The sequence below is a fragment of the Streptomyces lancefieldiae genome, assembly GCF_031845825.1.
GTDB classification, from domain to species: domain Bacteria; phylum Actinomycetota; class Actinomycetes; order Streptomycetales; family Streptomycetaceae; genus Streptomyces; species Streptomyces lancefieldiae.
Map to the genome: position 1 here is coordinate 170,303 of NZ_JAVRFH010000010.1, position 23,988 is coordinate 194,290.

23 protein-coding genes are annotated in these 23,988 nt (G+C 71.5%); 16 read left to right on the forward strand and 7 right to left on the reverse strand.

From position 1 onward, the window contains the following. Positions 1-2: 2 nt before the first annotated feature. The 4 genes from RM812_RS13095 (at position 3) to RM812_RS13110 (ending at position 3,949) form a co-directional block, all read left to right on the forward strand. Positions 3-605: an acyl-CoA-like ligand-binding transcription factor gene (locus RM812_RS13095; RefSeq protein ID WP_311572662.1), complete on the forward strand. Its 603-nt coding sequence runs from the start codon at positions 3-5 to the stop codon at positions 603-605. 147 nt (positions 606-752) lie between these two features. Further along, positions 753-1,598 carry an MIP/aquaporin family protein gene (locus tag RM812_RS13100; protein WP_311572663.1) on the forward strand — a complete coding sequence of 282 codons (846 nt, stop codon included), beginning with the start codon at positions 753-755 and terminating at the stop codon, positions 1,596-1,598. A 24-nt stretch (positions 1,599-1,622) separates the two neighbouring features. After that, positions 1,623-3,143: a glycerol kinase GlpK gene (gene glpK, locus RM812_RS13105; RefSeq protein ID WP_311572664.1), complete on the forward strand. Its 1,521-nt coding sequence runs from the start codon at positions 1,623-1,625 to the stop codon at positions 3,141-3,143. Positions 3,144-3,295: 152 nt separating this feature from the next. Further along, a complete protein-coding gene (locus RM812_RS13110) occupies positions 3,296-3,949 on the forward strand; it encodes a maleylpyruvate isomerase N-terminal domain-containing protein (protein ID WP_311572665.1) in 654 nt (217 codons plus the stop codon). A 14-nt stretch (positions 3,950-3,963) separates the two neighbouring features. Here RM812_RS13110 and RM812_RS13115 read toward each other — a convergent pair whose 3' ends face one another. Next, on the reverse strand, positions 3,964-4,644 hold the full coding sequence (locus RM812_RS13115; RefSeq protein WP_311572666.1) for a DUF998 domain-containing protein: 681 nt from the start codon (positions 4,642-4,644) through the stop codon (positions 3,964-3,966). 199 nt (positions 4,645-4,843) lie between these two features. Here RM812_RS13115 and RM812_RS13120 point away from each other — a divergent pair, with 199 nt between their 5' ends. Next, positions 4,844-5,410, forward strand: a complete 567-nt coding sequence (locus RM812_RS13120; protein WP_311572667.1) for a TetR/AcrR family transcriptional regulator — start codon at positions 4,844-4,846, stop codon at positions 5,408-5,410. 71 nt (positions 5,411-5,481) lie between these two features. Here RM812_RS13120 and RM812_RS13125 read toward each other — a convergent pair whose 3' ends face one another. Further along, positions 5,482-5,964 (reverse strand): Lrp/AsnC family transcriptional regulator, encoded by a 483-nt coding sequence (locus tag RM812_RS13125; RefSeq protein WP_311572733.1) that lies wholly within the window; start codon positions 5,962-5,964, stop codon positions 5,482-5,484. An 84-nt stretch (positions 5,965-6,048) separates the two neighbouring features. On the opposite strand from RM812_RS13125, the gene RM812_RS13130 reads away from it, so the two are divergent. After that, the gene (locus RM812_RS13130; RefSeq protein WP_311572668.1) at positions 6,049-6,957 is read left to right on the forward strand and encodes an SMP-30/gluconolactonase/LRE family protein; all 909 of its coding nucleotides are present in this window, start codon (positions 6,049-6,051) and stop codon (positions 6,955-6,957) included. 95 nt (positions 6,958-7,052) lie between these two features. On the opposite strand, the gene RM812_RS13135 is transcribed toward RM812_RS13130, so the two are convergent. After that, a complete protein-coding gene (locus RM812_RS13135; protein ID WP_019330262.1) occupies positions 7,053-7,256 on the reverse strand; it encodes a cold-shock protein in 204 nt (67 codons plus the stop codon). A 321-nt stretch (positions 7,257-7,577) separates the two neighbouring features. Between RM812_RS13135 and RM812_RS13140 the strand changes: the two genes are divergently transcribed. Continuing rightward, on the forward strand, positions 7,578-8,342 hold the full coding sequence (locus tag RM812_RS13140; RefSeq protein ID WP_311572669.1) for a hypothetical protein: 765 nt from the start codon (positions 7,578-7,580) through the stop codon (positions 8,340-8,342). Between the two features lie 101 nt (positions 8,343-8,443). Here RM812_RS13140 and RM812_RS13145 read toward each other — a convergent pair whose 3' ends face one another. Both RM812_RS13145 and RM812_RS13150 read right to left on the reverse strand, forming a co-directional pair. Beyond that, the gene (locus RM812_RS13145) at positions 8,444-9,868 is read right to left on the reverse strand and encodes a Gfo/Idh/MocA family protein (RefSeq protein ID WP_311572670.1); all 1,425 of its coding nucleotides are present in this window, start codon (positions 9,866-9,868) and stop codon (positions 8,444-8,446) included. Positions 9,869-10,085: 217 nt separating this feature from the next. Continuing rightward, entirely contained in the window at positions 10,086-10,307 is a 222-nt protein-coding gene (locus RM812_RS13150; RefSeq protein ID WP_311572671.1) for a hypothetical protein, read from the reverse strand. 380 nt (positions 10,308-10,687) lie between these two features. Between RM812_RS13150 and RM812_RS13155 the strand changes: the two genes are divergently transcribed. The 8 genes from RM812_RS13155 to RM812_RS13190 all read left to right on the forward strand — a co-directional run bounded on the left by RM812_RS13155 (position 10,688) and on the right by RM812_RS13190 (position 21,093). Further along, positions 10,688-11,506 carry an endo alpha-1,4 polygalactosaminidase gene (locus RM812_RS13155; RefSeq protein WP_311572672.1) on the forward strand — a complete coding sequence of 273 codons (819 nt, stop codon included), beginning with the start codon at positions 10,688-10,690 and terminating at the stop codon, positions 11,504-11,506. A 29-nt stretch (positions 11,507-11,535) separates the two neighbouring features. Further along, entirely contained in the window at positions 11,536-12,864 is a 1,329-nt protein-coding gene (locus RM812_RS13160) for an ABC transporter substrate-binding protein (RefSeq protein ID WP_311572673.1), read from the forward strand. A 14-nt stretch (positions 12,865-12,878) separates the two neighbouring features. After that, entirely contained in the window at positions 12,879-13,829 is a 951-nt protein-coding gene (locus RM812_RS13165; protein WP_311572674.1) for a carbohydrate ABC transporter permease, read from the forward strand. Further along, complete coding sequence (locus tag RM812_RS13170) at positions 13,826-14,716, forward strand: carbohydrate ABC transporter permease (RefSeq protein ID WP_311572675.1); 891 nt, start codon at positions 13,826-13,828, stop codon at positions 14,714-14,716. The genes RM812_RS13165 and RM812_RS13170 overlap by 4 nt, the downstream gene beginning before the upstream one ends. Before the next feature lie 42 nt (positions 14,717-14,758). After that, positions 14,759-15,715, forward strand: coding sequence for a carbohydrate kinase family protein (locus tag RM812_RS13175; RefSeq protein ID WP_311572676.1), 957 nt, complete (start codon positions 14,759-14,761; stop codon positions 15,713-15,715). Further along, a complete protein-coding gene (gene melA, locus RM812_RS13180; RefSeq protein WP_311572677.1) occupies positions 15,712-17,037 on the forward strand; it encodes an alpha-glucosidase/alpha-galactosidase in 1,326 nt (441 codons plus the stop codon). Before RM812_RS13175 ends, melA begins: the two co-directional genes overlap by 4 nt. Before the next feature lie 22 nt (positions 17,038-17,059). Continuing rightward, complete coding sequence (locus RM812_RS13185; protein ID WP_311572678.1) at positions 17,060-18,313, forward strand: Gfo/Idh/MocA family protein; 1,254 nt, start codon at positions 17,060-17,062, stop codon at positions 18,311-18,313. Between the two features lie 146 nt (positions 18,314-18,459). Further along, complete coding sequence (locus RM812_RS13190; protein WP_311572679.1) at positions 18,460-21,093, forward strand: SpoIIE family protein phosphatase; 2,634 nt, start codon at positions 18,460-18,462, stop codon at positions 21,091-21,093. A gap of 34 nt (positions 21,094-21,127) precedes the next feature. Here RM812_RS13190 and RM812_RS13195 read toward each other — a convergent pair whose 3' ends face one another. Continuing rightward, positions 21,128-21,964 carry a nucleotidyltransferase domain-containing protein gene (locus RM812_RS13195; RefSeq protein WP_311572680.1) on the reverse strand — a complete coding sequence of 279 codons (837 nt, stop codon included), beginning with the start codon at positions 21,962-21,964 and terminating at the stop codon, positions 21,128-21,130. A 292-nt stretch (positions 21,965-22,256) separates the two neighbouring features. Between RM812_RS13195 and RM812_RS13200 the strand changes: the two genes are divergently transcribed. After that, positions 22,257-23,429: a M23 family metallopeptidase gene (locus RM812_RS13200; protein WP_311572681.1), complete on the forward strand. Its 1,173-nt coding sequence runs from the start codon at positions 22,257-22,259 to the stop codon at positions 23,427-23,429. A 69-nt stretch (positions 23,430-23,498) separates the two neighbouring features. Here the strand turns inward: RM812_RS13200 and RM812_RS13205 are convergent, their stop codons facing one another. After that, entirely contained in the window at positions 23,499-23,879 is a 381-nt protein-coding gene (locus RM812_RS13205; RefSeq protein WP_311572682.1) for a hypothetical protein, read from the reverse strand. Positions 23,880-23,988: the final 109 nt, after the last annotated feature.

Consider the following 23,988-nt stretch of genomic DNA (forward strand, 5'->3'; position numbering starts at 1 on the left):
TGGTGAGCACTCGTCCCGAAGTCAGCCTGGCCCAGCGCAAACGTCAACTCGTCTCGGACGAACTGACCGAGGCAGCCCTGCAGTTGCTGGCACTGAAGGGGTTCGACGGGGTCACGATCGACGAGATCGCGACCACCGCCGGGGTGTCCAAGCGGACGTTCTTCCGGTACTTCGCGTCCAAGGAGGACGTGGTCGTCCAGTTCCTGACCGACATGGGCACCGGCATGAGCGTGGAGCTGACGGCCCGTCCCGGCGCGGAGCCGCCCTCGGTGGCGCTGAAGAACGCCGTCTCGGTTCCCCTCGCGGACTGCGCCGGGCACTCCGACAGGGCACTGCGCGTGGTGCAGCTGATTCTGCGCACCCCCGCCCTGCACGCGCGCTTCCTGGAGCGGCAGGAACAGTGGCACGACGACCTGGCCGCCCAGATGGCACACCGCCTGGGGCTCGCCCCCGACGACCTGTACCCGCGGCTCGCCGCCGGTATGGCGCTGAGCGCGTTCAACACGGTGCTGCGCCGCTGGAGCGACAGCGACAGTGCCGAGGACCCCGTCGAACTCACCGACCGGGCCTTCGCCGTGATCGCGCCGGCCCTGGACGCCGTCTGACGGGACAGCCCGCTGCCGTACCCCCGAATCTGCCCCACCGTCAATACGCATGCACTTTAAGTGCGCTTTTTCCCTTACCGCCTTAATGTGTCGCAGGAGAGGCTTGGACAGTCGACGGCCGGTTCACCCGGCGGAAGGTGAGCTTCCATGGCCGAGCGGCTCAAAAGGCACGGTCTGATCGGTGAGGTGTCGGCCGAATTCGCCGGCACGATGATCCTCATCCTCTTCGGCTGCGGCGTGGTGGCCCAGGTGAACGCGGGCGGCGCCCTCACGGATCCGGCCGGTGGTCTCGGGGACCACGACAGCATCTCCTGGGCGTGGGGTCTCGGCGTCACCCTGGGCGTCTATGTGGCGGCACGGCTGAGCGGTGCCCATCTCAACCCCGCGGTGACCCTCGCCCTCGCGGTGTTCAAGGGGTTCTCGTGGCGGAAGGTGGTCCCCTACGCGCTGGCCCAGACGGCCGGCGCCTTCGTGGCCGCCCTCCTGGTCCGCTGGAACTACACCGAGGCGCTGGCGAAGGCCGACCCGGGCCACACCCTCAAGACCCAGACGGTGTTCTCCACGCTCCCCGCGAACGGAAACACCGCCCTACCGGTCCACGAGTGGGGGGCCTTTCGCGACCAGGTCATCGGCACCGCCATCCTCCTGCTGCTGATCATGGCCATCACGGACGTGCTGAACACGCCGCCGGGCGCGAACCTGGCGGCCTTCGTCATCGGCCTGGTGGTCGTCGCGATCGGCATGGCCTTCGGCACCAACGCGGGGTACGCCATCAACCCGGCCCGCGACTTCGGCCCCCGGCTGGCCAGCTTCCTCACCGGATACGGCGGGGCATGGCGAGATCAGTACGGGAACCTCTACTTCTGGGTGCCGATCCTCGGCCCGCTGATCGGTGGCGTGCTCGGCGCGGGTCTGTACAAGGTTTTCGTCAGCCGGTTCCTGCCCACGGCGGAGCCGGAGCCGACGGGGCGCGTCCCGGCGCCCGAAGACTGACACCGGCCGGAGAGGCGGCACAGCATGGCGGACTTCATCGGCGCGGTGGACCAAGGAACCACCAGTACCCGATTCATGATCTTCGACCACGACGGCAACGAGGTGGCCAAGCACCAGTTGGAGCACGCCCAGATCCTGCCCCGCTCGGGATGGGTGGAGCACGACCCGGTGGAGATCTGGGAACGCACCAACTCGGTGATGCAGAACGCCCTGCGCTACGGCGGTCTCTCCGGAACCGACCTCGCGGCCATCGGCATCACCAACCAGCGGGAGACCACGATCGTCTGGGACCCGCGCGACGGCCGTCCCTACTACAACGCCATCGTGTGGCAGGACACCCGCACGGACACCATCGCGGCGACCCTCGAACGTTCGGGCCGGGGCGACGTCATCCGCCGCAAGGCCGGGCTGCCGCCGGCGACCTACTTCTCCGCCGGCAAGATCCAGTGGATCCTGGAGAACGTCGACGGCGTCCGTCGGGCGGCGGAATCGGGCCACGCCCTCTTCGGCAACACGGACGCCTGGGTGCTGTGGAACCTCACCGGCGGCCCCGACGGCGGCATCCACGCCACCGACGTGACCAACGCGAGCCGCACCATGCTGATGGACCTGGAGACGCTCGACTGGGACGACGAACTGCTGGGCTTCTTCGGCATCCCGCGGGCCATGCTGCCCACCATCAACCCCTCCTCGCACCGGGAGGCGTACGGCACGACCCGGACCTCCCGGCCGCTGCGCGCCGCCGTTCCCATCGGCGGGGTGCTCGGCGACCAGCAGGCGGCCACCGTCGGTCAGGTCTGCTTCGCCCCCGGCGAGGCCAAGAACACCTATGGCACCGGGAACTTCCTGGTGCTCAACACCGGTACGGAGCTGGTCCGCTCCCAGCACGGCCTCCTCACCACCGTGGCCTACCAGTTCGGCGACAGTCCGGTGGTCTACGCGCTGGAGGGCTCCATCGCGGTGACGGGGTCCGCCGTGCAGTGGCTGCGCGACCAGATGAAGATCATCAAGTCCGCCGCCGAGAGCGAGGAACTCGCCCGTACCGTCGAGGACAGCGGCGGCATGTACTTCGTCCCCGCCTTCTCGGGCCTGTTCGCCCCCTACTGGCGCTCCGACGCCCGGGGAGCGATCGTCGGCCTCGCCCGGTACAACGACAACGCGCACCTGGCACGGGCGACGCTGGAAGCCATCTGCTACCAGAGCCGCGACGTCGTCGAAGCCATGGAACAGGACTCCGGGGTCCACCTCGACGTCCTCAAGGTCGACGGCGGAGTGACCGCCAACGACCTCTGCATGCAGATCCAGGCCGACGTCCTCGGTGTCCCGGTCAGCCGTCCCGTCGTCGCGGAGACCACCGCCCTCGGCGCGGCCTACGCGGCGGGACTGGCCACGGGGTTCTGGCAGGACACCGATGAACTGCGCACGCACTGGCACGAGTCCAGGCGCTGGGAGCCCCGGTGGTCCGAGGACCGGCGCGCGCAGGGCTACGCCGGATGGAAGATGGCGGTGGAGCGCACGCTCGACTGGGTCAAGGTCCACGACTGACCCCGGTGTCCGTCGTAGGCCGGCGGCCTCGGCGGCGTACTCCCCCAGGCGGCCCGCCCGTTGACCGGGTGTCGCCACCGGTGTTCGAGGTGGCCGTCCGTGCGGACGCGAAACCGGTCGCAGCGGGGCGGGTGTGCTGTTAGCTTGCGGTCGTGGATCTCTTCTCCAGTTCCTGGGCGGCGCTGCGCACCGCGGTCGCCGAGCTCTCCGACGAGGACTTCGCACGGCCGTCCGGCTGTACCGGCTGGCTCGTCCGGGACCTGGTGTGCCACCTGGTCATCGATGCCCAGGACGTCCTGATCACCCTCGCCACCCCCGCGACCGCAGAGCCGACCCGTGACGCGGTGACCTACTGGGAGGTCGTCGAGGCCCCGACGGGCGAGGACCCGCTCGACGCGCTGACCGTCCGCCTGGCCGCCGCGTACGAGGAGCCGTGGCTGCTCAAGTTCCACCTCGACGACGTCGGTTCGGCCGCCGGTCGCGCCGCCGGGCTCGCCGATCCGTCGGGTCGGGTCGGCACCCGGGACCAGGTCCTCACCGCGGGCGACTACCTCGGCGCGTACGTCCTGGAATGGACGCTGCACCACCTCGACCTCATCGCCCGCCTTCCGCACGCGGCACCACCGCCCGCCGAGGGTCTCGCCAGGTCGCGCGAGCTGCTGGAAGGGGTCGTCGGGGCGGGATTTCCCCGGTCGTTCACCGACGAGGACGCACTGCTGATCGGCACCGGACGGCGTGCACCGACCGAGGTGGAGAGGGCCGCACTGGGTGAGCCGGCCGCGCGGCTGCCCTGCGCGATCGGCTGACGGCACACCCGTCGTCATCTGCGCACTGCGTCCACAGGTTCTGCCGACACCGCTTCCTGAAGGGCGTTTCGCCCGTGGATCAGGCCGTGGACGCCGACCAGCACCGTCCACACCAGGAGGGGAAACGCCGCGACCCGTTCCATGCCGCCCATCCCGAGCCCGAGGTAGTGGCGGGAGAGAAAGAGCCCCAGGGCCGTGATCGCCACGATGCCGAGGAGGCTGGTCAGCCGGCGCAGGGGGCCCGGAACGCGGTCTGTCAGCCCGAATCCCGCCAGCAGCAGGCCGACGTTGCCCGCTCCCATGATGAGAAGGGCGCCGAGGACGTGCTGGTCCTCGTTGACGTCCGCGGGAGCGAGGCCGGCCCACACGAACCCCACGCCGGCACCGGCCAGCAGCGACCGCGCCGCTGTCGCGACCGTACCCTTTCGCCACGGAGCGCCGCCGACCAGAACGGCCCCGACGACGAGCAGCGTTCCCAGCACGCCGAACGAGACGTTCATCAGGTCGTGGTCGGGTGAGCAGACATACCGTGGCGTGGGCTCCGACTGCAGAGCGCAGCGTGCGTTGCCCAAGTCACTGATGTTGTTCCGGGACCAGCTGTACGGTCTCGCCCAGGCCGACTCGACGATCGCGTGCACGACGAAGAACTGCACCACACCCGATATCCATGCGCAGTAGCCGATCCGAACCCTCAACTGTCCGCCTTCTCCCCCATGGTTCACGTGCGGACAGCTGATCACGCACGGCCGGCCGCAGGCACTCCGACGAGCCCCCGCACCGGGGTGGGGCAAACCCCACGTGTGACTCCCGCCTCGCGAGTTCCGTGCGGTCCGTGGCCGCCCGTCCGAGTCCACTCCGCCATGACAGCTACTGTCATCACCTAGAATCCCCCGCATGGGCCGATGGAAGCCGAACGCGCGCGGACGCCTGGAGCAGGCGGCACTGGAGCTGTACGTCGAGCGCGGCTACGACCGGACCACGGTTGCCGAGATCACCCGGCGCGCCGGGCTGACGGAGCGCACGTTCTTCCGGCACTTCGCCGACAAGCGGGAGGTCCTGTTCGCCGGCTCCGGTGCGCTCGAGGAGCTCTGCGTGGACGCCGTCGCGACGGCTCCCGGCGCCACGGCACCGATCGACGTGATGACCGCGGCCCTCGACACCGCCTCCAGCCTGTTCCAGGAACGCGGCGACGTCGTCCGGCAGCGCCAGAGTGTCATCGACGCGAACACGGAGCTCCGGGAACGCGAACTGGTCAAGCTCGCGTCCCTGTCCGCGGCGCTCGCCGACGCGTTGCGCCTGCGCGGCGTGGGCGATCTCACCGCGCGTCTGACCGCCGAAACCGGGATGGCCGTCCTCAAGGTGGCCTACGAACGCTGGATCCGCGAACCCGACGACCGGACCCTGCACCAACACCTCGGGGAGTGCCTCGACGCGCTCAGGGCCGTGACCGCACGCACGTGAGCCCCGCGTCCGCGGCATGGTCCGCCGGGCAGGCCCCTGGCCGCGGTGGAGCAGTCACGGGTCCGGTCGGCTCACGGCGCGCTCCGCGCGCCGTCGGGGCCACCGCGGGCGGGGCGTTGACCGGCGTCCAACGGCCGTTCGAAGAAGGTCTCCAGGACCACCGTCGCCCGGGTCCCGCTCACCCCGTCGATCGCGTACAGCCGGCGCAGCACGTCCTGGAGCTGCTCGGTGGTGGCGGTGCGGACCTTCACCAGGACGGCCGCGCTGCCCGCGATGACGTGCGCCTCCTGGATCTCCGGCACGGCGGCGAAGTCCTCGGCCCGCTCGCCCATCCACGCCGTGGAGTCGACCAGTACGAAGGCGAGGACCCCGCGATCGAGCGCGGCGGGGTCGACGTCCACCGTCGTGGCCCGGATGACCCCCTGTTCGCGCAGCTTGCGTACGCGCTCGTGCGCGGCGCCCGCGGAGAGTCCCACTTCCCTGCCCAGTGCGGCGTACGGCCGGGTGGCGTCCCGCTGGAGCAACGCGATCAATCGGCGGTCGATCTCATCCACTGACTTCACCTTGCGACCATATATGGTTCGGGAGGGTGCGTGTTACGTTGAACCTCATCTTGGTCACTCCCTTGAGAGGACGCCATGCCCGCCGACGGCCTGTACGAGATCCTGGACGACCGCTTCCGCACCGGTCGCTGCGCGAACGGAGACAGCAGGCTGGAGGTCCTGCACGACGACTGCCGCTGGGCCGAGGGCCCGCTGTACGTCCCCGCCTGGCGCCAGTTGATCTGGAGCGACATCCCCAACGACCGCATCCTGCGCTGGGACGAGGCCACCGGCTCGGTCGGTGTCTTCCGCACCCCGGCCGGCCACAGCAACGGCAACACCCTCGACCGGCAGGGCCGCCTGGTCACCTGCGAGCAGGGCAACCGCCGCGTCACCCGCACCGAGCCCGACGGAACCGTGACCGTCCTCGCCGAGCGGTACGCCGGCAAGCGGCTCAACAGCCCGAACGACTCCGTCGTGCGCTCCGACGGCACGATCTGGTTCTCCGACCCGGACTTCGGCATCACCAGCGACTACGAGGGCCACCGCGCCGAGTCCGAGATCGGCGCGTGCAACGTGTACCGGATCGACCCGGCGTCGGGGACCGTGCACCTCGCGGCCGACGGCTTCGACGGGCCGAACGGCGTCATTCTGTCCCCCGACGAGAAGCGCCTGTACGTCTCCGACTCGCGCGCCGCCCGGATCCACGTGTTCGACGTCCGCGAGGACGCCACACTGTCCGACGGGAAGGTCTTCGCCGAGGCCCGGGGCGACGTCCGCTTCGACAACATCCGCTTCGACGACGAGGGCCGCCTGTGGGCCGCCGCGCTGGAAGACGGCGTCCACTGCTACGACCCCGACGGGAGCCTCATCGGCCGGCTGCGGGTGCCGGAGCCCGTCTCGAACATCGCCTTCGGCGGCCCGAAGAACAACCGCCTGTTCATCACGGCCACCACCTCCGTGTACTCACTGGTGATGTCGGTGACCGGAGCACCGCGCCTCTGAGCCCGGGCGGTCGCAGGGGCACGATGTGCCGCAGGGCTCGGTGCCCGGGGACCGATCGGTCCCCGGGCACCGAGTCGTGTTCGGCGGTCTCCCGGTCAGGCGGGGGTGATGTTCTCCGCCTGCGGGCCCTTCTGGCCCTGGGTGATGTCGAAGGTGACGGCCTGGCCTTCCTGCAGCTCGCGGTAGCCGGTGGCGTTGATGTTGGAGTAGTGCGCGAAGACGTCGGGGCCGCCGCCGTCCTGCGCGATGAAGCCGAAGCCCTTTTCGGAGTTGAACCACTTGACGGTTCCGCTGGCCATGCCTTTTGCCTTTCAGCCGTTATCGGATCCGCACCGCGCGAACCCGGAGGTGGTCGTCCTGGTCCTCCGGCATTGCACAGCAAACCGCCCGCACTTCGGCGCGGGCGGTCTGGGCGAACCACGACATCTGCTGCTGACGCTACACGGCATGTCCGAGCCTCACCAGTGAGTAAGGGCAGTGAGAGGGAACGAGGTTGCGGCGGCGGCCGATCCGGCGCCTTCACGTCCTGCGCCATACGGACGAGACGACGAGGCGGTGGCGCACCCGGTTCTGTAAGTGTTCAAGCAGTGAGTAGTCCACACACGGAGTCGGAGATCGATATGACCGTCAGGAAGGTGCTCGCCCTGCTGATCGGCGCTGTCGTGTGCACCGGCGTGCTGGGAACCGGCTGCGCCCGGGAGCAGTCGGACGCCTCCCGCCGGGCTGCACAGCCGTCCGGCGGATCCGCGTCCCCGTCGGCATCGCCCCACCCCGCTCCCCCGCGCCCGGTGCTGAGCCCCCTCCCCGGGCTGGGGCCGGACATGCGGGCCCGTCTCCCCTCCGCGTCCCGTCAGGCCCTGGTGGTCACGGGCGCGACGGAGAGCTCCGTCCGGGCGCAGGCGGTGCTGTACGAGCGGTACCCCACGAAGGGCTGGCGCGCCGTCGCCGGGCCCTGGCCGGCCCACAACGGCCTGCGCGGCTGGACCGACGACCACGTGGTGGGCGATCTGCAGACACCCATCGGGGTGTTCCCCCTCAGTGACGCCGGTGGCCTGCTGCCCGACCCGGGGACCCGCCTCCCCTACGACCAGGACCCGTTGTTCCACGCGACGGGCACCGGGCATCTCGGCGAGCCGCTGGAGGGTTCGTTCGACTTCGTGATCGCCATCGACTACAACCGGGTGCCCGGCACCACCCCATTGGACGAGACGCGGCCACTGGGTGAGGAGAAGGGCGGCGGGATCTGGATCCACGTGGACCACGGCGGGCCGACCAACGCCTGCGTGTCCTTCAGCGAGGAACACATGCGCGTGCTGCTGAACACCCTGGATCCGGCCAAGAATCCGGTCGTCGTCATGGGGCCGGAGGCGGCTCTGGCGCGGTAGCACGGGCCGCTGCGAGCCGCCCGCCGCTGTGCTCGGTCGGCCCGCGCGCCGCCGCCCCCGCCACGGAGTCGACCGTGTGCCGTGGCGGAAGCGGCCAGGGATCAGCCGACGGGCGGCATGTCGAGGGGTGTCGAGTCGAGGCCGGTCCTGCGCTCACGCCAGGCGCCCCGGGTGAAGTCGGGGATCTCGACGGGGCGTCCGTCCCTGGCCAGCGACGCGGCGCTCAGCGGGACGGGCGCGCACCATGCGGCCGAGTCGTAGACGTCGATGTCCGGCACCAGCCCTGCGCGCATCAGTTGGACGGTGCGCCACTGCAGGACGTAGTCCATGCCGCCGTGGCCGCCGTTGTTCGCGGCGTCGTCACCGACCTTCTGCCACAGCCAGTGGTCGTATTCCTTGCGGTAGCTCTCGAAGTCGCGCCAGGTGTGGCCGCTGTGGTCCGGTTCGACGTAGATCCGGGCGCCGGTCGGTGCGGGTCCGGCGTAGTCCTCGACGATCCCGCGGCTGCCGGCGAGGGTGTTGATCCGGCTGTACGGACGGGGCGAGCTCACGTCGTGCTCCGCGCGGATCGTCCGGCCCTGCTCCGTCTCGATCATGCAGGTGATCAAGTCGCCGTTGATGTACGTCTCTTTCCAGGAGGGGTGGTCCCTGGGGACGAAGCGTGCGCGGTAGTCGGCCAGACCCTTCGGGGCGGTCGCGGTGGCGCGCAGTGTGGTCATGCGGTCGCCGCGGTTGACGTCCATGGCCGCCGCGATGGGGGCCATTCCGTGCATGGGGTAGAAGGAGGCGGTGCTGCGGGTATGCCAGAGCCGTCGCCAGGAGTCGGTGTAGTAGGTGTCGGAGAAGAGGAGTTCACGCAGGTCGTGGAGGTAGCCGCCGTGGCCGTTGGTGATGTCTCCGAAGAGGCCGTCGTGCGCCGCCCTGAGCATGGCCAACTCGTTGCGGCCGTAGTTGCAGTTCTCGGACAGGATCAGGTGCCGGCGGGTGCGTTCGGAGGTGTCGACGAGGTCCCACAGCTGGCGCAGTTCCGTCGCGACGGGAAGTTCCACCAGGGCGTGCCTGCCGCTGAGCAGCGCCGCCCTGCCGTGCTCGTAGTGGAATTCCCAGGGGGTGGCGACGTACACCAGGTCGATGTCGTCCCGCCGGAGCATCCGGGCGTAGGAGTCGGCCGAGCCGCCGTACTCGGCGGGGCGCGGGTTGCCCTTGCTCTCGAGTCGGTCTGCGGCGCGTTTCACGCGGTCGGCGCGGATGTCGCAGACGGCGGTCACGGTGCAGCCGGGTACGGCCGCCCAGCCCGTGACCATGCCGCCGCCCCGGTTGCCGAGGCCGACGACGGCGACACGGACGGTTCTGTGGACGTCGAACGGCACACCGACCATCGACTTCTGGCCGGGTCTGCGGCCGGGTGTCTGCTCGGTGGCGGCCGATGCGGACGGGGCCGATGCGGCCATGCCGGCGGCGAGCGCTCCGGTGGCGACGGCTCCGCCCAACAGCAGTCGGCGTGAGACAGCGGGCTTTTCGGACATGACGGCAACACTCCTCGGTGGGCGGTCGGCATCACGGTCTGGCACTGTCGGGCACGGTCGGGCACTGTCGGAGCATGACTCTGGCGGGCTCGGCCGTGACATGTCAACACATGCTCGATACAAAGCCGTTCCGAGCAGTTCCGCGCACCTGGGATTTCGCGGTCCGCCCCGGACCGACGCGGCACCCCGCACCCACGCCCCCCTCGGCGGGGACGGTTCAGAACAGCCGCTCCTGGGCGGGTGAGGTCCTTCCCCTCCGGCTCCGGCGCGGGGTGCTCGGTGCGGGCGCCGGGTCCCCGAACAGCGGCGCCGTGCCGTACTCGTCCGGCTCTGCCGGGACGGTGGTGGGTCCGGTGCCCACGTTGAGGACCAGCGGAGCGTCCAGGTCGAAATCACCCGGCGTCATCGCCACCCACTGACAGTCCTGCCGCTCACCCACGCACCGACACCTCTCTCGCGCCGCCCGCCGCGACCACGCGACGCTACCAGCCGGGCCGCAGCCCCGTGATCACGGCTCCCGCCTGGCTCGTTCCCATCGTTCCCGCGCACCCGGCAACCGACGCATGGTGATTTATTCTGCGCCCAACAAGCCCTCTCCAATCAGCTTCGAGCATCCCCCTCGTGGTTTCGGACTCTTGACAGGTGCTGGAGCCGGTCGATTTACTCCCGATCAACGCCGACGTCGTTCGGTCGGCGACAGAGGTACGCCCAGCCGGTAGCTGGCTTCACGCGTTGTGCGCCAGGAGTCCGGACTGAGTCGCCAGGACCGCCACGTGCGTCCGAGGCGGGGCCGTGCCCACCACCCCCCGGAGCTCGAACATGAGCCGCATTCAGGCGCGCACCTCCAAGAAACTCGCCCTGGCCGGCGCATGCGCCGCCGCCGTCGCCGCAGCGCTCGTCCCCAACAGCACCCCGGCCCAGGCGATGTCCGCGGCACCGCCTCCCGCCCACGCGGACTTCGACTACCAGATCGGCGGCGCCTACACCCCGCCGGCCGGCGTGGAAGTCGTCAGCCGCGACCACACGGCCGCCCCCGTACCGGGCCTCTACAACATCTGCTACGTCAACGCCTTCCAGGCACAACCCGACGCCGAGGACGACTGGGCCTCCGACCTGCTGCTGCGCGACGCGAACGGCGACGTCGTCTACGACACCAAGTGGGGCGAGGCCTTCCTGGACATCCGCACCGACGCCAAGCGGAAGCGCATCGCCGAGCAGGTCGGCACCTGGATCGACAACTGCGCGGACAAGGGCTTCGACGCGATCGAGCCGGACAACTACGACAGTTACACCCGGTCCGGCAAGCTCCTGGACTCCGCCGACGCCCAGGCGTTCATCAAGCTGCTCGCGGCGCGCGCGCACGCCGACGGGTTGGCCATCGGCCAGAAGAACACCGTCGAGCTCGCGCCAGAGCGGCAGGAGAACGGCCTGGACTTCGCGGTCGCCGAGGAGTGCGGACAGTACGACGAATGCGGTGACTACACGGCCGAGTTCGGCGACCACGTCATCGTCATCGAGTACAACGACGAGGGCATGGCGAAGGCGTGCGCCGAGTGGGGCGACACGCTCAGTGTCGTCCGGCGCGACGAGGACGTGTCGCCGCGGGGCAGCAGCGGGTACGTCCGCGAGACCTGCTGACGACCGAACGCCCGTCCTTGGAGGTACAGATGGATGCGGTCCGACGTGCCGCTCGTCCCTCGCGCCGCGGCGTACTGCGGGCCGGCTCGGGTGCCGTGCTCGCGGCAGCCGCGGGCGGCGCGGTGACCGGTTGCGGGGCCGGTACGGATGACGGCGTCGGGCCCGACGGCACGGTCACCATCGAGATGTGGCACGGCCAGGCCGACCTGGCGAAGAAGGCCCTTCAGGGGCTGGTGACCGACTTCGAGCGCGCCCATCCGAAGATCAGGGTGAAGTTGGGCGGCGGGGTGCTGGCGGACGCGATGCTCCAGAAGGTGACCGCCGCCCTCGCCGCCGGCTCCTACCCCGACATCGCGTACGTCTTCGGGTCGGACCTGGCGCGGGTCGCCCGCAGCCCGCAGGTCGTCGATCTCACCGAAACGGTCGAGTCCGGCCCCGTGCCGTGGAAGAACTACTGGGCGGCGGCCAGGACCGCCGTCACGGTCAACGGCAAGGTCAGGGCCGCCCCCGCGCTGCTCGACTCGCTCGCCGTCGTCTGCAACAAGAAGCTCTTCCGCGAGGCGGGTGTGGCGCTGCCCAGAGCCGGCTGGTCCTGGCAGGACTTCGTCACCTGCGCGCGACGGCTCACCGACGCGGGCCGGGGCCGGTTCGGCACCGGCTGGCCCGGAACCGGCGACGAGGACACCGTGTGGCGCCTGTGGCCGATGATCTGGGACCTGGGCGGCGACGTCGTGAACGACGGCGGCAAGGGCATCGGCTTCACCGACAGCGGCGCCCGTGCGCTGGCGGTACTGGCCGACCTGGCCCGGGACAGGAGCGTCTACGTCGATCCCAAGCCCGGCAGCGAGCAGATGTACCAGGTGTTCCTGTCCGGGCGGATGGGGATGGCGATGACCGGGCCGTGGCAGCTGCCCGACATCGAGCAGGCGAAGGTCGACTACCACGTCGCCCCACTGCCCACCTTCAGCGGACGCCCGGTGACCATCTCCGGGCCCGACACCTGGACCGTGTTCGACAACGGCGACGCGCGGTCACAGGCCGCCCGTACCTTCATCGGCTGGCTGACGCGGCCCGAGCAGGACGTGCGCTGGGACGTCGAGGCGGGCAGTCTCCCGCTCAGCCGCCGCACCGAGGCCCTGCCCGCCTGGCAGGACAAGGTCGCCCGCACCGAGGGCCTGGCCGTGTTCACCACGGCGCTGGAGACGGCGCGCGTGCGTCCCGTCCACCCGGCCTACCCGGAGGTCTCGCAGGCGCTCGGGCAGGCGATCGTGGCCGTGCTCCTGGGCCGCAGCACCCCCGAGAAGGCGCTGCGTGCCTGTGCCGACGACGCCAACGCCGCCCTTCTCATACCGCGTTGAGGAGCCACACCGACATGCCTCGCCTCCCCCGAGCCATCACCGTCGCGGGGCCGCCACCGGACCCACGGGCGCTGCGGCGCAAGCGCCGGAACGAGACGGCCACCGCCTGGGCGTTCGTCTCACCGGCGGTCCTGATCGTCCTCGGTCTGAGCATCGTCCCGGTGATCTGGTCACTGCTGCTGTCCTTCCAGGCCAGTGACCTGGTGACGCCCAGCCGCTGGGTCGGCCTGGACAACTACCGCGCCCTCGCCCAGGACCCGAACTTCAGCCAGGCCGTGCGCAACACCCTGCTCTACACGGTGCTGTACGTGCCGCTGAGCATGCTGTTCGGCCTGGCCCTCGCCCTGGTACTGAACCGGCGCATCCGCTTCGTGGGCCTCTACCGCACCCTGATCTTCGTGCCGTTCGTGCTGTCGGCGACCGCGCAGGGCGTACTGTTCTCCTTCATCCTGGACCCGGAGTTCGGCGGGGCCAACTCGGTGCTGCACCGCCTCGGCATCTCGTCCCAGGGCTTCCTCTCCGACCCCTCCCAGGCACTGCTCGCCCTGGTGGCGATCACCCTGTGGAGCGGCACCGGCTTCTGTGTCGTCGTCTACCTCGCCGCCCTCCAGGACGTTCCGCAGTCCCTGATCGAGGCGGCCCGGCTGGACGGTGCCGGCCGCCGCCACCTGCTGCGCCACGTCACCCTGCCCACGCTCACCCCGGTCACCGTCTTCCTCGTGCTGTGGCAGGCCATCAACTCCCTCCAGGTCTTCGACCTGGTGTACGTCACCACCAAGGGCGGTCCGCTCGGCTCCACCACGGTGATCGTCTACTTCATCTGGGAGCAGGCGTTCAAGAACGCCACGGCGGGATACGGGGCCTCGGCCGCCTATGTGCTGGCCGTCGCCCTCGGCCTGGCCGCCGGGGTCGTCCGCATCGTCCGGCGTCGGGGACGCCACCGTCTCGAAGGGGCCCGAACATGACGGCGACCTCGGCCCGTCCCGCCACCAGCCGCGCCCTCGCGGCAAAACCCGCCGCATCGCAACGGCGCCGCGTACGGCTCCCGTTCAGTCCCTGGCACCTGCTGCTGGCCCCGCTCGCCCTCACCTTCGCCGTGCCACTGGTCTGGCTGCTGCTGAGCTCGGTGATGAGCAACGCGGAGATCAACCGCTTCCCGCCGGCCCTGTGGCCCTCCGGCATCGACCTCGGCGGCTACCGCTATGTGCTGGGCAACGCGATGTTCCCCCGCTGGTTCGCCAACTCGCTGATCGTCTCCGCCGTCACCGTCACGGCGAACCTCGTGTTCGGCTCGCTGGCCGGCTACGCCTTCGCGCGGATGCGCTTCGCGGGCTCCCGGCTGCTCCTGGGGCTGATGCTGGCCACCATGGCGGTGCCCTTCCAGCTGACCATGATCCCGACGTTCCTGGTCATGAAGCAGCTCGGCCTCATCGACACGCTCGGCGCGCTGATCGTGCCGTCACTCGTCACCCCGTTCGCCGTCTTCCTGCTGCGGCAGTTCTTCCTCTCCCTGCCCAGGGAGCTGGAGGAGGCCGCGTGGATCGACGGCTGCTCGCGGCTGCGCGTCCTGTTCCGCATCGTGCTGCCCCTGTCCCGGCCGGCGCTGAGCACGGTCGCCGTCCTCACCTTCCTGACCACGTGGAACGACCTGACCTGGCCACTCATCGCCATCAACCACGACACCCAGTACACGCTGCAACTGGGCCTGACCACCTTCCAGGGACAGCACCACACCCAGTGGGCCGCCGTGATGGCCGGCAACGTCATCACCGTGCTGCCGGTGCTGCTCGCCTTCCTCGGCGCGCAGAAGACCTTCATCCAGTCGATCACCTCCAGCGGTCTCAAGGGCTGACCGCCTCCCTCTCCGTCACCGCTGTCACTTCAGGGAAGACCCATGCCACACACCCTTGACCTGCTCGTCGTCGGAGACGCCAATCCCGACGTCGTTCTCGGACCGCTCGACGCCCCGCTCGCCTTCGAACAGCGCGAGCAGCTCGTCGACGCCGGTGCCCTCACCCTCGGCGGTTCCGCCGCGATCATGGCGTGCGGCGCGGCCCGCCTCGGTCTGCGGGTGGCGTTCGCCGGCCGGGTCGGCGACGACGACGCGGGCCGCTACGTACGCGACGCCCTCGACGCGCGCGGCGTCGACACCCGCGCCCTGCGCGTCGATCCGCGTCTGTCCACCCCCCTCACCGTCGTGCTGACCCGAGCCGACGACCGCGCCATCGTCACGGCCCCGGGCACGCTGCCGGCCACGACGGCCGCCGACGTCCCGGCCGGGTTGCTGGCCGCCGCCCGGCACGTCCACGCCGCGTCGTACTTCCTGCTGCCCCGGCTCGCCGCCGGTCTGCCCGACCTGCTGCGGACCGCGCGCTCCCACGGTGCGACGACGTCCCTCGACACCAACGACGACCCCTCCGGGCGCTGGGACCCGCCCGGTCTGGACGCCGTACTCGCCCAGACCGACTACCTGCTGCCCAACGCGGCCGAGGCCCGGCAGCTCGCCGGACTCGGCACCACGGACCTCGAGAAGTCCGCCGCGGCGCTCGCCCGCCGGGGGCCGACGGTGGTCGTCAAGAACGGGGCCGAGGGCGCCCTGTGCCATGACGGACGCACCCTGGTCACCACCCGTGGCATCCCCGCGCGGCCCGTCGACACGGTGGGCGCCGGTGACAGCTTCGACGCCGGGTTCGTCGCCGCGCTCCTGGGCGGGCTCACGGTCCCGCAGGCCCTCGAACTCGCCGCCGTCTGCGGTGCGCTGTCCACCCGCGCCCCCGGGGGCACCACCGCCCAGCCCACCTGGGACGAAGCGTTCGCCCAGGCCACCCGCAACGGAAAGAACCCCGCATGAGCACCGCCCACCCGACCGCACCCAAGATCACCTTTGTCGGAGCCGGCAGCGTCGTCTTCACCCAGGGCCTGCTCGCCGACCTCTTCGCGTTCGACGAGCTGAAGTCCGCGCACATCGCGCTGCACGACATCGACGCGGAGCGCCTGGCCACCGCCCAGGCCGCCGCCGAGTACATCGCCGCCGAACGCGGCGCCCGCCCGCGCGTCACCGCGCACGCCGACCGCCGCGAGGCCCTCGTCGGCGCCGACTTCGTCATCAACATCGTGCAGGTCGGCATGCGGGAGGCGACCCGGACCGACTTCGAGGTACCGGCCCGCCACGGATTGCGCCAGACCATCGGCGACACCCTCGGCGTCGGCGGCATCTTCCGCGCACTGCGCACCTTCCCGCTGCTCAAGGCGCTCGGCCGGGACATCGCCGAGGTCTGCCCGGACGCCTGGCTGCTCAACTACACCAACCCGATGGCGATGAACGTCCAGTACCTCGCCGAGGCGACCGGGCTGACCAGGGTGGTGGGGCTGTGCCACTCCGTCTACTGGACGATCCAGGGCCTGTGCGACCTCCTCGAGGTCCCCTACGAGGAGGTCACCTACCGGGCGGCCGGCGTCAACCACCAGGCGTGGGTGCTGCGTCTGGAGCACGAGGGCAAGGACCTCCATCCACGGCTGGACGCCCTGATCGCCGAGGACGAGCAGCTGCGCCGGCGGGTGCGCATCGACATGTACCGGCGCCTGGGGCACTACCCGACCGAGACCAGCGAGCACTCCTCCGAGTACGTCCCCTGGTACCTGCACCACGACAGTGAGATCGACCGGCTGCGGCTGCCCGTCGGCGCCTACCTGGGCATCGTGGACGAGAACGTGGCCGAGTACGAGCGGACCCGCGACGCCCTGGCGTGCGGGGCGCCGCTCACGGTCGAGGGCACCATGGAGTACGCGCCGCAGATCATCCACAGCATCGTGACCGGCACGCCCCGCACGATCTACGGCAACGTGCCGAACCACGGCCTGATCGAGAACCTCCCCGCCCGCGGCGCCGTCGAAGTGCCGTGCCTGGTCGACTCCTCGGGCGTCCAGCCCACCCGCGTCGGGGCGCTGCCCGCGCAGCTCGCCGCGCTCAACCGCGCCTACCTGAGCACCACCGACCTGGTCGTGCGGGCGGCGACGGAGGACGACCCGCGGCACATCCGGCAGGCCGCGATGGCCGACCCGGCGACCGCGGCCGCCCTGCCGGTCGAACGGATCTGGCAGCTGTGCGACGACATGGTGCGTGCCCACGGGGACCGTCTGCAGCCGGGGTTGCGGACCGTGCTCGACCTCTGAGACGACCGGGAAGGAGACCGCGATGCCTCGTGTGACGCTGGCCCTGGTCGGTGCCGGGCTGCGCGGAGTGACCTACGCACGCCGCGCACACGCCACGGGCGCGGGCCGGGTGGTGGCGGTGGCCGAGCCGGACCCCGTACGGCGGGCGGCGGTGGCCCGCGAGTTCCGTGTCCCCGCCCACCGGCTCTACACCGGCTGGGAGGAGCTGGCCGGTCAGGAGCGGCTGGCGGACGCGGCCGTCGTCGCCACCCAGGACCGTCTGCACACGGGGCCGGCCGTCCGGCTGGCCGACCTCGGCTACCACCTGCTCCTGGAGAAACCGATGGCGACCGAGGAACGGGAGGCCGTCGCCATCGCCGAGGCCGCGGAGCGCAACGACATCGTGCTCGCCGTCTGCCACGTCCTGCGGTACGCGCCGTACACGCAGGCGCTCAAGTCCCTCCTGGACAGCGGCCGGATCGGCCGCCTGACCAGCGTGGAACACCTGGAGCCGGTCGGCTGGTGGCACCATGCCCACTCGTTCGTCCGGGGCAACTGGCGTCGCTCCGACACCTCCGCCCCGATGCTGCTCACCAAGGCGTGCCACGACGTGGACTGGCTGGTCCACGTCATCGGCCGCACTCCGCGACGGGTCGGCTCCTTCGGCTCGCTCACCCACTTCCGCGCCGACGCCGCCCCGCCCGGGGCCGCTTCCCGCTGCCTGGACTGCTCGGTCGAACCGACCTGCCCGTACTCGGCCAAGCGGCTCTACCTCGGCTGCCTGGGCGATCCGGACAGCGAGTTCTGGCCGCTGTCGGCGATCACGGACACCCTCACCGAGGAGGGCGTCCTCCAGGCCCTGCGAACCGGCCCCTACGGCCGCTGCGTGTACGCCTGCGACAACGACGTCGTGGACCATCAGGTCGTCGCCATGGAGTTCGACGACGGCGCCACCTGCTCGTTCACCATGAGCGCCTTCACTCCTATGGGGCACCGCCGCACCCGGCTGCACGGCACGCACGGCTTCGCCGAGGGCGACGGGACGACCATCCGGGTGGTCGACTTCCGCACCGGCGACGAAACGCTCGTCGACCCGCACGTCACCGCCGGGGCTTCGGCGGCCGACGGACACGGCGGCGGGGACGAGGCCCTGGTCGACGCCTTCCTCGAGGCCCTCGCCACCGGTGACGCGAGCGCTCTCCGGTCGGACGCGGCGGCGAGCCTGCGGACCCACCGCGTCGTCTGGGCCGCGGAGCGGGCCCGCCTGACCGGCACGGTGGTCACGATCGACCCGTGACCACCGCCCCCGGCCGGACACGGCTCGCACGCTGTCGCGGCCGCACCGGGCATTCACCCGACCGGCGGACAGACACGTACGACGAGAACGGGGCGCACCCGGACGGCGCGCTGCGGGGCGGTCCGTGCGGGGCCCACACTGGGGGCATGGTTTACCTCGATCCGTCGGAGGTGTCACGGCGATTCCCCGAGCGGCCGGTGAGCGTGGCATCGGCCCGACGGTTCGTGCGTGCCGCACTGGACGACGTCGCCGCGGACCTCGTGGACACGGCTCAGCTCCTGGTGAGCGAGCTGGTCACCAACGCGGTGCTGCACGCCCGCACCGAGGTCGAGGTAGCGGTGTCACGCCCCGAAGGCCGGGTGCGCGTACGGATCGGTGACCGGCGGCCGAGCCGTGGACTCGTACCGCAGCACTGCCCGCCGTACGCCGGTACGGGACAGGGGCTGGCACTGGTCGAGCAGCTGGCCTCGCGGTGCGGGGTCGACTCCGGCGACGAGGGCAAGACGGTGTGGTTCGAGCTGTGGCCCGACGGTCCGCCGCCGCCGTCGTCCGGATGGGAGCCCTCCGTGCCGGCGTGGCCCTCCGAACAGACGGTGACGCTCGTCGACGTGCCGAGCGCGCTGTACTTCGCGTGCGCGCAGCACCGGCACGCGGTGCTGCGCGAAGTGACCCTCGCCGCGTCCGTCGGGGACGACCTGCGCGTGGTGCCCGAAGATCTCACGACCGCCCACGACATCAACAACGTGATCAGCGCGTGTGCGACGGCCGCGCTGCGGGAGCCGTACCCCGAGGCGGGCCTCCGCTCCGTGCGCCTGCCGATGCCGGCCGACGCCGCACCGGCGGTACGGACGCTGCGCCACGTGCTCGACCAGGCCGAGGAGGGCGCGCGGGAGGAACTGCTGCTCACCCTGCCGGCTCTGCCGCGCGCCCGTGCCTTCCAGGACTGGCTGTTCGACCAGATCGTCGGCCAGCTGACCGGGGGCCAGCCCACCGCGTGGACGGTGATGCCCCGCGAGCCGGAGGTCAGCTCCTCCGAGCTCGTGCCGTGGGACGCCGGCCAGATGCAGGCCAGCAGGATTCCGACCGTCGTGGCCGACGAGGGCAACCGGATCATCGCGGCGAACGGGCCGGCGGCGGACCTGCTGGGCTGGACACCGGACGATCTCGTCGGGCGCAGGCTGACCACGCTCATTCCCGAGCACCTGCGCGGGCGGCACACGGCGGCGTTCACCTCGCTGCTGCTCACCGGTCGTGCCCGCATCGTGGGCCGCTCCGTGCCGCTTCCCGCGCTGCACCGTGACGGCGACGTGGTTCCGGTGCGGCTGTACATCCAGACACAGGAGACGGCCGACGGCCGCACCGTCTTCGTCGGCCAGCTCACCCCGCGGGCGAGCACGACCCTCGACGTGCCGAGGGGTCCTGGCAGGAGCGGGCAGGCGGCGACCCCGGAGGCCGACGAGGGCCCGTCACCGACCGCCCCGGAGCGCGCCCGCAGGACGAGCGGCGCCGAGCGCGGCATGTCGGCGCTGGACCGGCTGTCCCTCCTGGCCGACCTGGGGGCGCAGCTCAACAACACCCTGGACCTGGACGAGGGGCTGCGGTGCGCCGGCCGACTGCTGACGCAGCGGCTGGCCGACTGGTGTGTGGTGGACCTGTTCACCGAGCATGCCCAGGTGGACCGGGTCTGTGTCGTCCACCGGGATCCCCGGGGCCTGCGCCCCGGGGCGTACGAGGGCAGGCTCCCGGCGGTCTCCGAGGAGTCGCGCGGCCCGCTGGCCCGGGCGCTGCGCGGCGCGGGGCCCCTGCTGCTCACCGATGTCGCGCCGCCGAACCGGGCCGGGAGCGCGCTGGACAGGAACTACCTCGAACTGCTCCGGGCGCTCGGCGCCGGCAGCGCCGTCGTCGCTCCGCTGCGGGCCCGCCGGAAGATCTTCGGGGCTCTGACCCTGACCCGCGCGCCCGGCGGGCGGCCGTTCGCCCAGGACGACCTTGCTCTGGTCGACGACCTGGTCCACAGCCTGGCGCTGGGGGTGGACAACGCCCGGTTGTACCAGCAGACCCGTTCCATCGCCGAGCGGCTGCAGCACTCCCTGCTGCCGGTGCTGCCGGAGGTCGAGGGTCTGCAGCTGGCCGCCCGCTACGCCGCCTCCTCGACCACCGCGCAGGTCGGCGGGGACTGGTACGACAGCTTCGTCGTGCCCAGCGGGGACACGGCCGTGGTCATCGGCGACGTCACGGGACACAATCTCGACGCGGCCATCGCCATGAGCCAGCTGCGCAGCATGCTCCGCGGCATCGCCGTGGACCGCCAGGAGCCACCCGCGGTGGTGCTCCACCGCCTGGACCTTGCGAACCACAGTCTCTACCGGGAGGCCACCGCCACCTGCGTCTACGGCCTGGTCAAGGGGTCCGCTCCGGGCCCCTGGGAGCTGAAGCACTCCTCCGCCGGCCATCTGCCGCCCCTGCTGACCACCCGGGAAGGCGGGACCCGCTACCTCGATGACGGCGCGGGTCTGCTCCTGGGCATGGACCCCGATGTCCCCCGGCCCACGGCCCGCCATCCGCTGCCGGCCCACTCGACCCTGCTGCTGTACACCGACGGCCTCATCGAGCGCCGTGACGAACCCCTCGACGACGCCCTGGAACGGCTGCGCCGCCTGGCCGCCGATCTGGCCCGCGAGCCCCTCGACACGTTCTGCGACGAGCTGCTGATCGGCCTGGGGGCCGACAGCGCCGACGACATCGCCGTCCTCGCCGTCCGCCCCTCGCCGCCGCTGTGATCCGTGGCGGGCTCGTCGTACCGGGGACGACGGGTCAGCCCGGACGGTCCGCCGCCAGCAGCTCCGCGATCTGTCCGTGCAGCCGCTGCGGCACCCGGACGGCCCAGCGGTCGGCCGCCTCGGCGCTCAGCTCGCGGCTCCACCGCCAGCTGTTCCGCGCCGCCGTGCGCAGCTCGCCCTCCCGGGCGGCGGCGGTCGTGGTGGCGTAGCGGTCGACGTCGGCGGCGGGCAGATCCTGTTCCAGTGCGCGGCTGGGGGTCAGCCAGTGCGCGGTGCTGTCGCGCAGGAGCCGGCAGAGCTGCAGTTGCTGCGGGGCGACGACACTGTGCAACAGGGCGTGGGCGCGGGCCACTTCGCCGCGGGCCAGGACGTGGGCCAGCATCAGGGTCCAGTTGGCCAGCTCGTCGGTGAGCTGCTGCGCGGTGCCGGCCGGCTCGGGCGGCCGGAACGCGGCCAGCCGCCGGGCGGCCGCGGTGAGGCGTCCGGTGCGGTCCAGCAGGACGGCGGCCTCGGGGCGGGGCAGGTGCACCATGCCCTCCCAGGTGGGGACTTCCTCGATGCCGGGACCGGCCGGGGTGATGTGGAACTCGCCGCGCATCAGGTCCTCGAAGACGACGGCGAGGATGCCGTACATGTTGGTGTACGCCAGCTGGAGCGGAGCGAGCCGTGCGAGGAAGGCCCGGGCGTCGAAGTCGTCGAGGTGCTCGTCCTCGACGTAGAGGTACGCCTCGATGTCGGAGTGGGCGTCGGCCTCGCCGACCGTCCAGGAGCCGTAGAGGAGTACGCCCTCGAGACGGGGTTCGGACCGGGCGAGCTGCCGCAGACGGGCGATGCGGTCGTCCAGGGCGGGGCAGCGGGAGTGAACGGACATGGGGTGACTGTCTCCTGAGTGAACGCGCGGGCACGCGTGACGGGCGCCCGGCGTCTGCCGGGCGGGTGGCTGTGGACCGTGCGGTCGGTTCAGGAGACGCCCATGGCGGGGATTCTATGCGACGCCGGTGGAGGGCGGAGTGACGGTCGGGAACCGGGAACCGGGAATCGCGAACCAGGCGCCGCACGGCCCTGCCCGTTCGGGCAGCTGCTTCTGCCTCAAGGGCTCCTGACGTCCGCGGACGGGGGCGTTAGCTTCGCTCCGTGAGCAACATGTCCTGGCGAGCGCCCAGGTGAACGACGAGCGGCTGATCGTGACGCAGGCGTCCGAGGACACGGGCGAGGAACGGCAGCGGCAACCTGGACCGGATGGGCAGCCGGAACCGGCACCAGCACCAGCACCGGAACAACAGGCGCGGGCCGGGAAGCGGCGGCGCCGCGGGCCGGGGCCCTTCACGCTGCTGGTGCTCCCCGGTCTGGTGACCGTCACCGGCGTGGCCACGTTCCTCACGCTGACGGGCGGGCTGCCCTCCCCGTGGCCCGAGGACTCCGGTGCGGGCCAGACCGCCGCGGCCGTCATCGACCCCTCCTACGTCCCGTGGCTGCGCAAGGCGGCGTCGGCCTGCACGGTCCTCGAGCCGTCGGTGCTGGCCGCCCAGATCGACCAGCTCTCCGGCTGGACCGACGACACGGACGACCTGTCGGGACAGAAGGGCATCGCCGCCTTCACCGACAGCGAGTGGCGCACCTGGGGCAAGGACGACGACGGCAACGGGAACTCCTCGCCCCGCGATCCGGCGGACGCCATCATGGCCCTCGGCCGGCGGGACTGCTCCCTGGCCGGGAAGATGACCGACCTGCGCACCGAGGGCAGGGTCAGCGGGGACCTCGTGGACCTGACGCTCGCCGCCTACGCGTCGGGACCGGACGCCGTGACGCAGGCGGGTCGTGTGCCCCCCGCCGCCAAGACGTACCTCGCCGAGGTCAAGGCCCTGCTCCCGCGGTACGAGGCACTCGACCGGGACGACTCCGGCGACGGTGCGGGTGCGGCGGCCGGCGCGCTGCTGAGCCCTCCGGTGACCCCGCTCACCATCACCTCGCCGTTCGGCTCGCGGGAGCACCCGCTGACCGGGGTGACCAAGCTGCACACCGGCGTGGACTTCGCCGCGCCCCAGGGAGCGCCGGCCGTCGCGGCCCGCGAGGGCCGGGTCGTGTTCGCCGCGCCGACCACCGCGTACGGCAACCGCGTCGTGATCGACCACGGGACCCTCGAGGGCAAGCGGCTGGAGACGACCTACAGCCACCTGTCGTCCCTGGAGGCCGCCGTGGGACAGACCGTCGAGGCCGGAACCCTGATAGGCCGGGTCGGCTCCACCGGTCTGTCCACCGGTCCCCACCTGCACTTCGAAGTCGTCTTCGACGGGTACTACGCCGACCCGCGGCCCTGGCTCGTCGCCGGCGGCTGAGGGTGCGGGGTGCCCGCCCCGGTGTGCGGCACGGGCCGGTTCGGCCGCCGCTCACGGGCCGCCGATCGCTCACGCGGCGTGCGCCCGGTCCCGCACGGCGCGTACGGGACCGGTCGGGGTTCGGACGGCCCTGACCCGGTAGGTGGTTCTGGCCGGGTCGATCAGTGGCTCGCCCAGTGCGATCCGGCCGGCGGCCTGGAGCAGGTCGCACTCGGCGGTGGGCAGCGCCGTGTAGCAACCGCCCCTGCCGGTGGCCGAGTCCAGAGGCCGCCAGTAGCTGTATCTGCGCCGTCCGCCCTCCCGCACGGTGACGAAAACGGGGGTACGCGCGTCGGAGACGATCCGCAGGACCTCGGCCTCGGCGGGGCTGAGCGGGGCGCTCGGGCGGGGCCCGCGGTGGCCGGTCGCGAGGGAGCCGGCGGTCTGTGCGTGGACGACGGTAAGCGGCATCGGCTGGGGCCTTTCCGGGACGGGGACTCGAGACCGCCTACCCGCTCCGGCCGGTGTTGATCTCGCTTGCCCGCATTCTGGTGCACGGCACTGACAATGCCGTTGCCGC

What these genes read in the sequence shown, in the direction of transcription:
- RM812_RS13100 (WP_311572663.1), top strand. Translation starts at nt 753, where the DNA reads ATGGCCGAGCGGCTCAAAAGGCACGGTCTGATCGGTGAGGTGTCGGCC.
- glpK (WP_311572664.1), top strand. Translation starts at nt 1,623, where the DNA reads ATGGCGGACTTCATCGGCGCGGTGGACCAAGGAACCACCAGTACCCGA.
- RM812_RS13120 (WP_311572667.1), top strand. Translation starts at nt 4,844, where the DNA reads ATGGGCCGATGGAAGCCGAACGCGCGCGGACGCCTGGAGCAGGCGGCA.
- RM812_RS13130 (WP_311572668.1), top strand. Translation starts at nt 6,049, where the DNA reads ATGCCCGCCGACGGCCTGTACGAGATCCTGGACGACCGCTTCCGCACC.
- RM812_RS13135 (WP_019330262.1), bottom strand. Translation starts at nt 7,256, where the DNA reads ATGGCCAGCGGAACCGTCAAGTGGTTCAACTCCGAAAAGGGCTTCGGC.
- RM812_RS13140 (WP_311572669.1), top strand. Translation starts at nt 7,578, where the DNA reads ATGACCGTCAGGAAGGTGCTCGCCCTGCTGATCGGCGCTGTCGTGTGC.
- RM812_RS13145 (WP_311572670.1), bottom strand. Translation starts at nt 9,868, where the DNA reads ATGTCCGAAAAGCCCGCTGTCTCACGCCGACTGCTGTTGGGCGGAGCC.
- RM812_RS13155 (WP_311572672.1), top strand. Translation starts at nt 10,688, where the DNA reads ATGAGCCGCATTCAGGCGCGCACCTCCAAGAAACTCGCCCTGGCCGGC.
- RM812_RS13160 (WP_311572673.1), top strand. Translation starts at nt 11,536, where the DNA reads ATGGATGCGGTCCGACGTGCCGCTCGTCCCTCGCGCCGCGGCGTACTG.
- RM812_RS13165 (WP_311572674.1), top strand. Translation starts at nt 12,879, where the DNA reads ATGCCTCGCCTCCCCCGAGCCATCACCGTCGCGGGGCCGCCACCGGAC.
- RM812_RS13170 (WP_311572675.1), top strand. Translation starts at nt 13,826, where the DNA reads ATGACGGCGACCTCGGCCCGTCCCGCCACCAGCCGCGCCCTCGCGGCA.
- RM812_RS13175 (WP_311572676.1), top strand. Translation starts at nt 14,759, where the DNA reads ATGCCACACACCCTTGACCTGCTCGTCGTCGGAGACGCCAATCCCGAC.
- melA (WP_311572677.1), top strand. Translation starts at nt 15,712, where the DNA reads ATGAGCACCGCCCACCCGACCGCACCCAAGATCACCTTTGTCGGAGCC.
- RM812_RS13185 (WP_311572678.1), top strand. Translation starts at nt 17,060, where the DNA reads ATGCCTCGTGTGACGCTGGCCCTGGTCGGTGCCGGGCTGCGCGGAGTG.
- RM812_RS13190 (WP_311572679.1), top strand. Translation starts at nt 18,460, where the DNA reads ATGGTTTACCTCGATCCGTCGGAGGTGTCACGGCGATTCCCCGAGCGG.
- RM812_RS13195 (WP_311572680.1), bottom strand. Translation starts at nt 21,964, where the DNA reads ATGTCCGTTCACTCCCGCTGCCCCGCCCTGGACGACCGCATCGCCCGT.
- RM812_RS13205 (WP_311572682.1), bottom strand. Translation starts at nt 23,879, where the DNA reads ATGCCGCTTACCGTCGTCCACGCACAGACCGCCGGCTCCCTCGCGACC.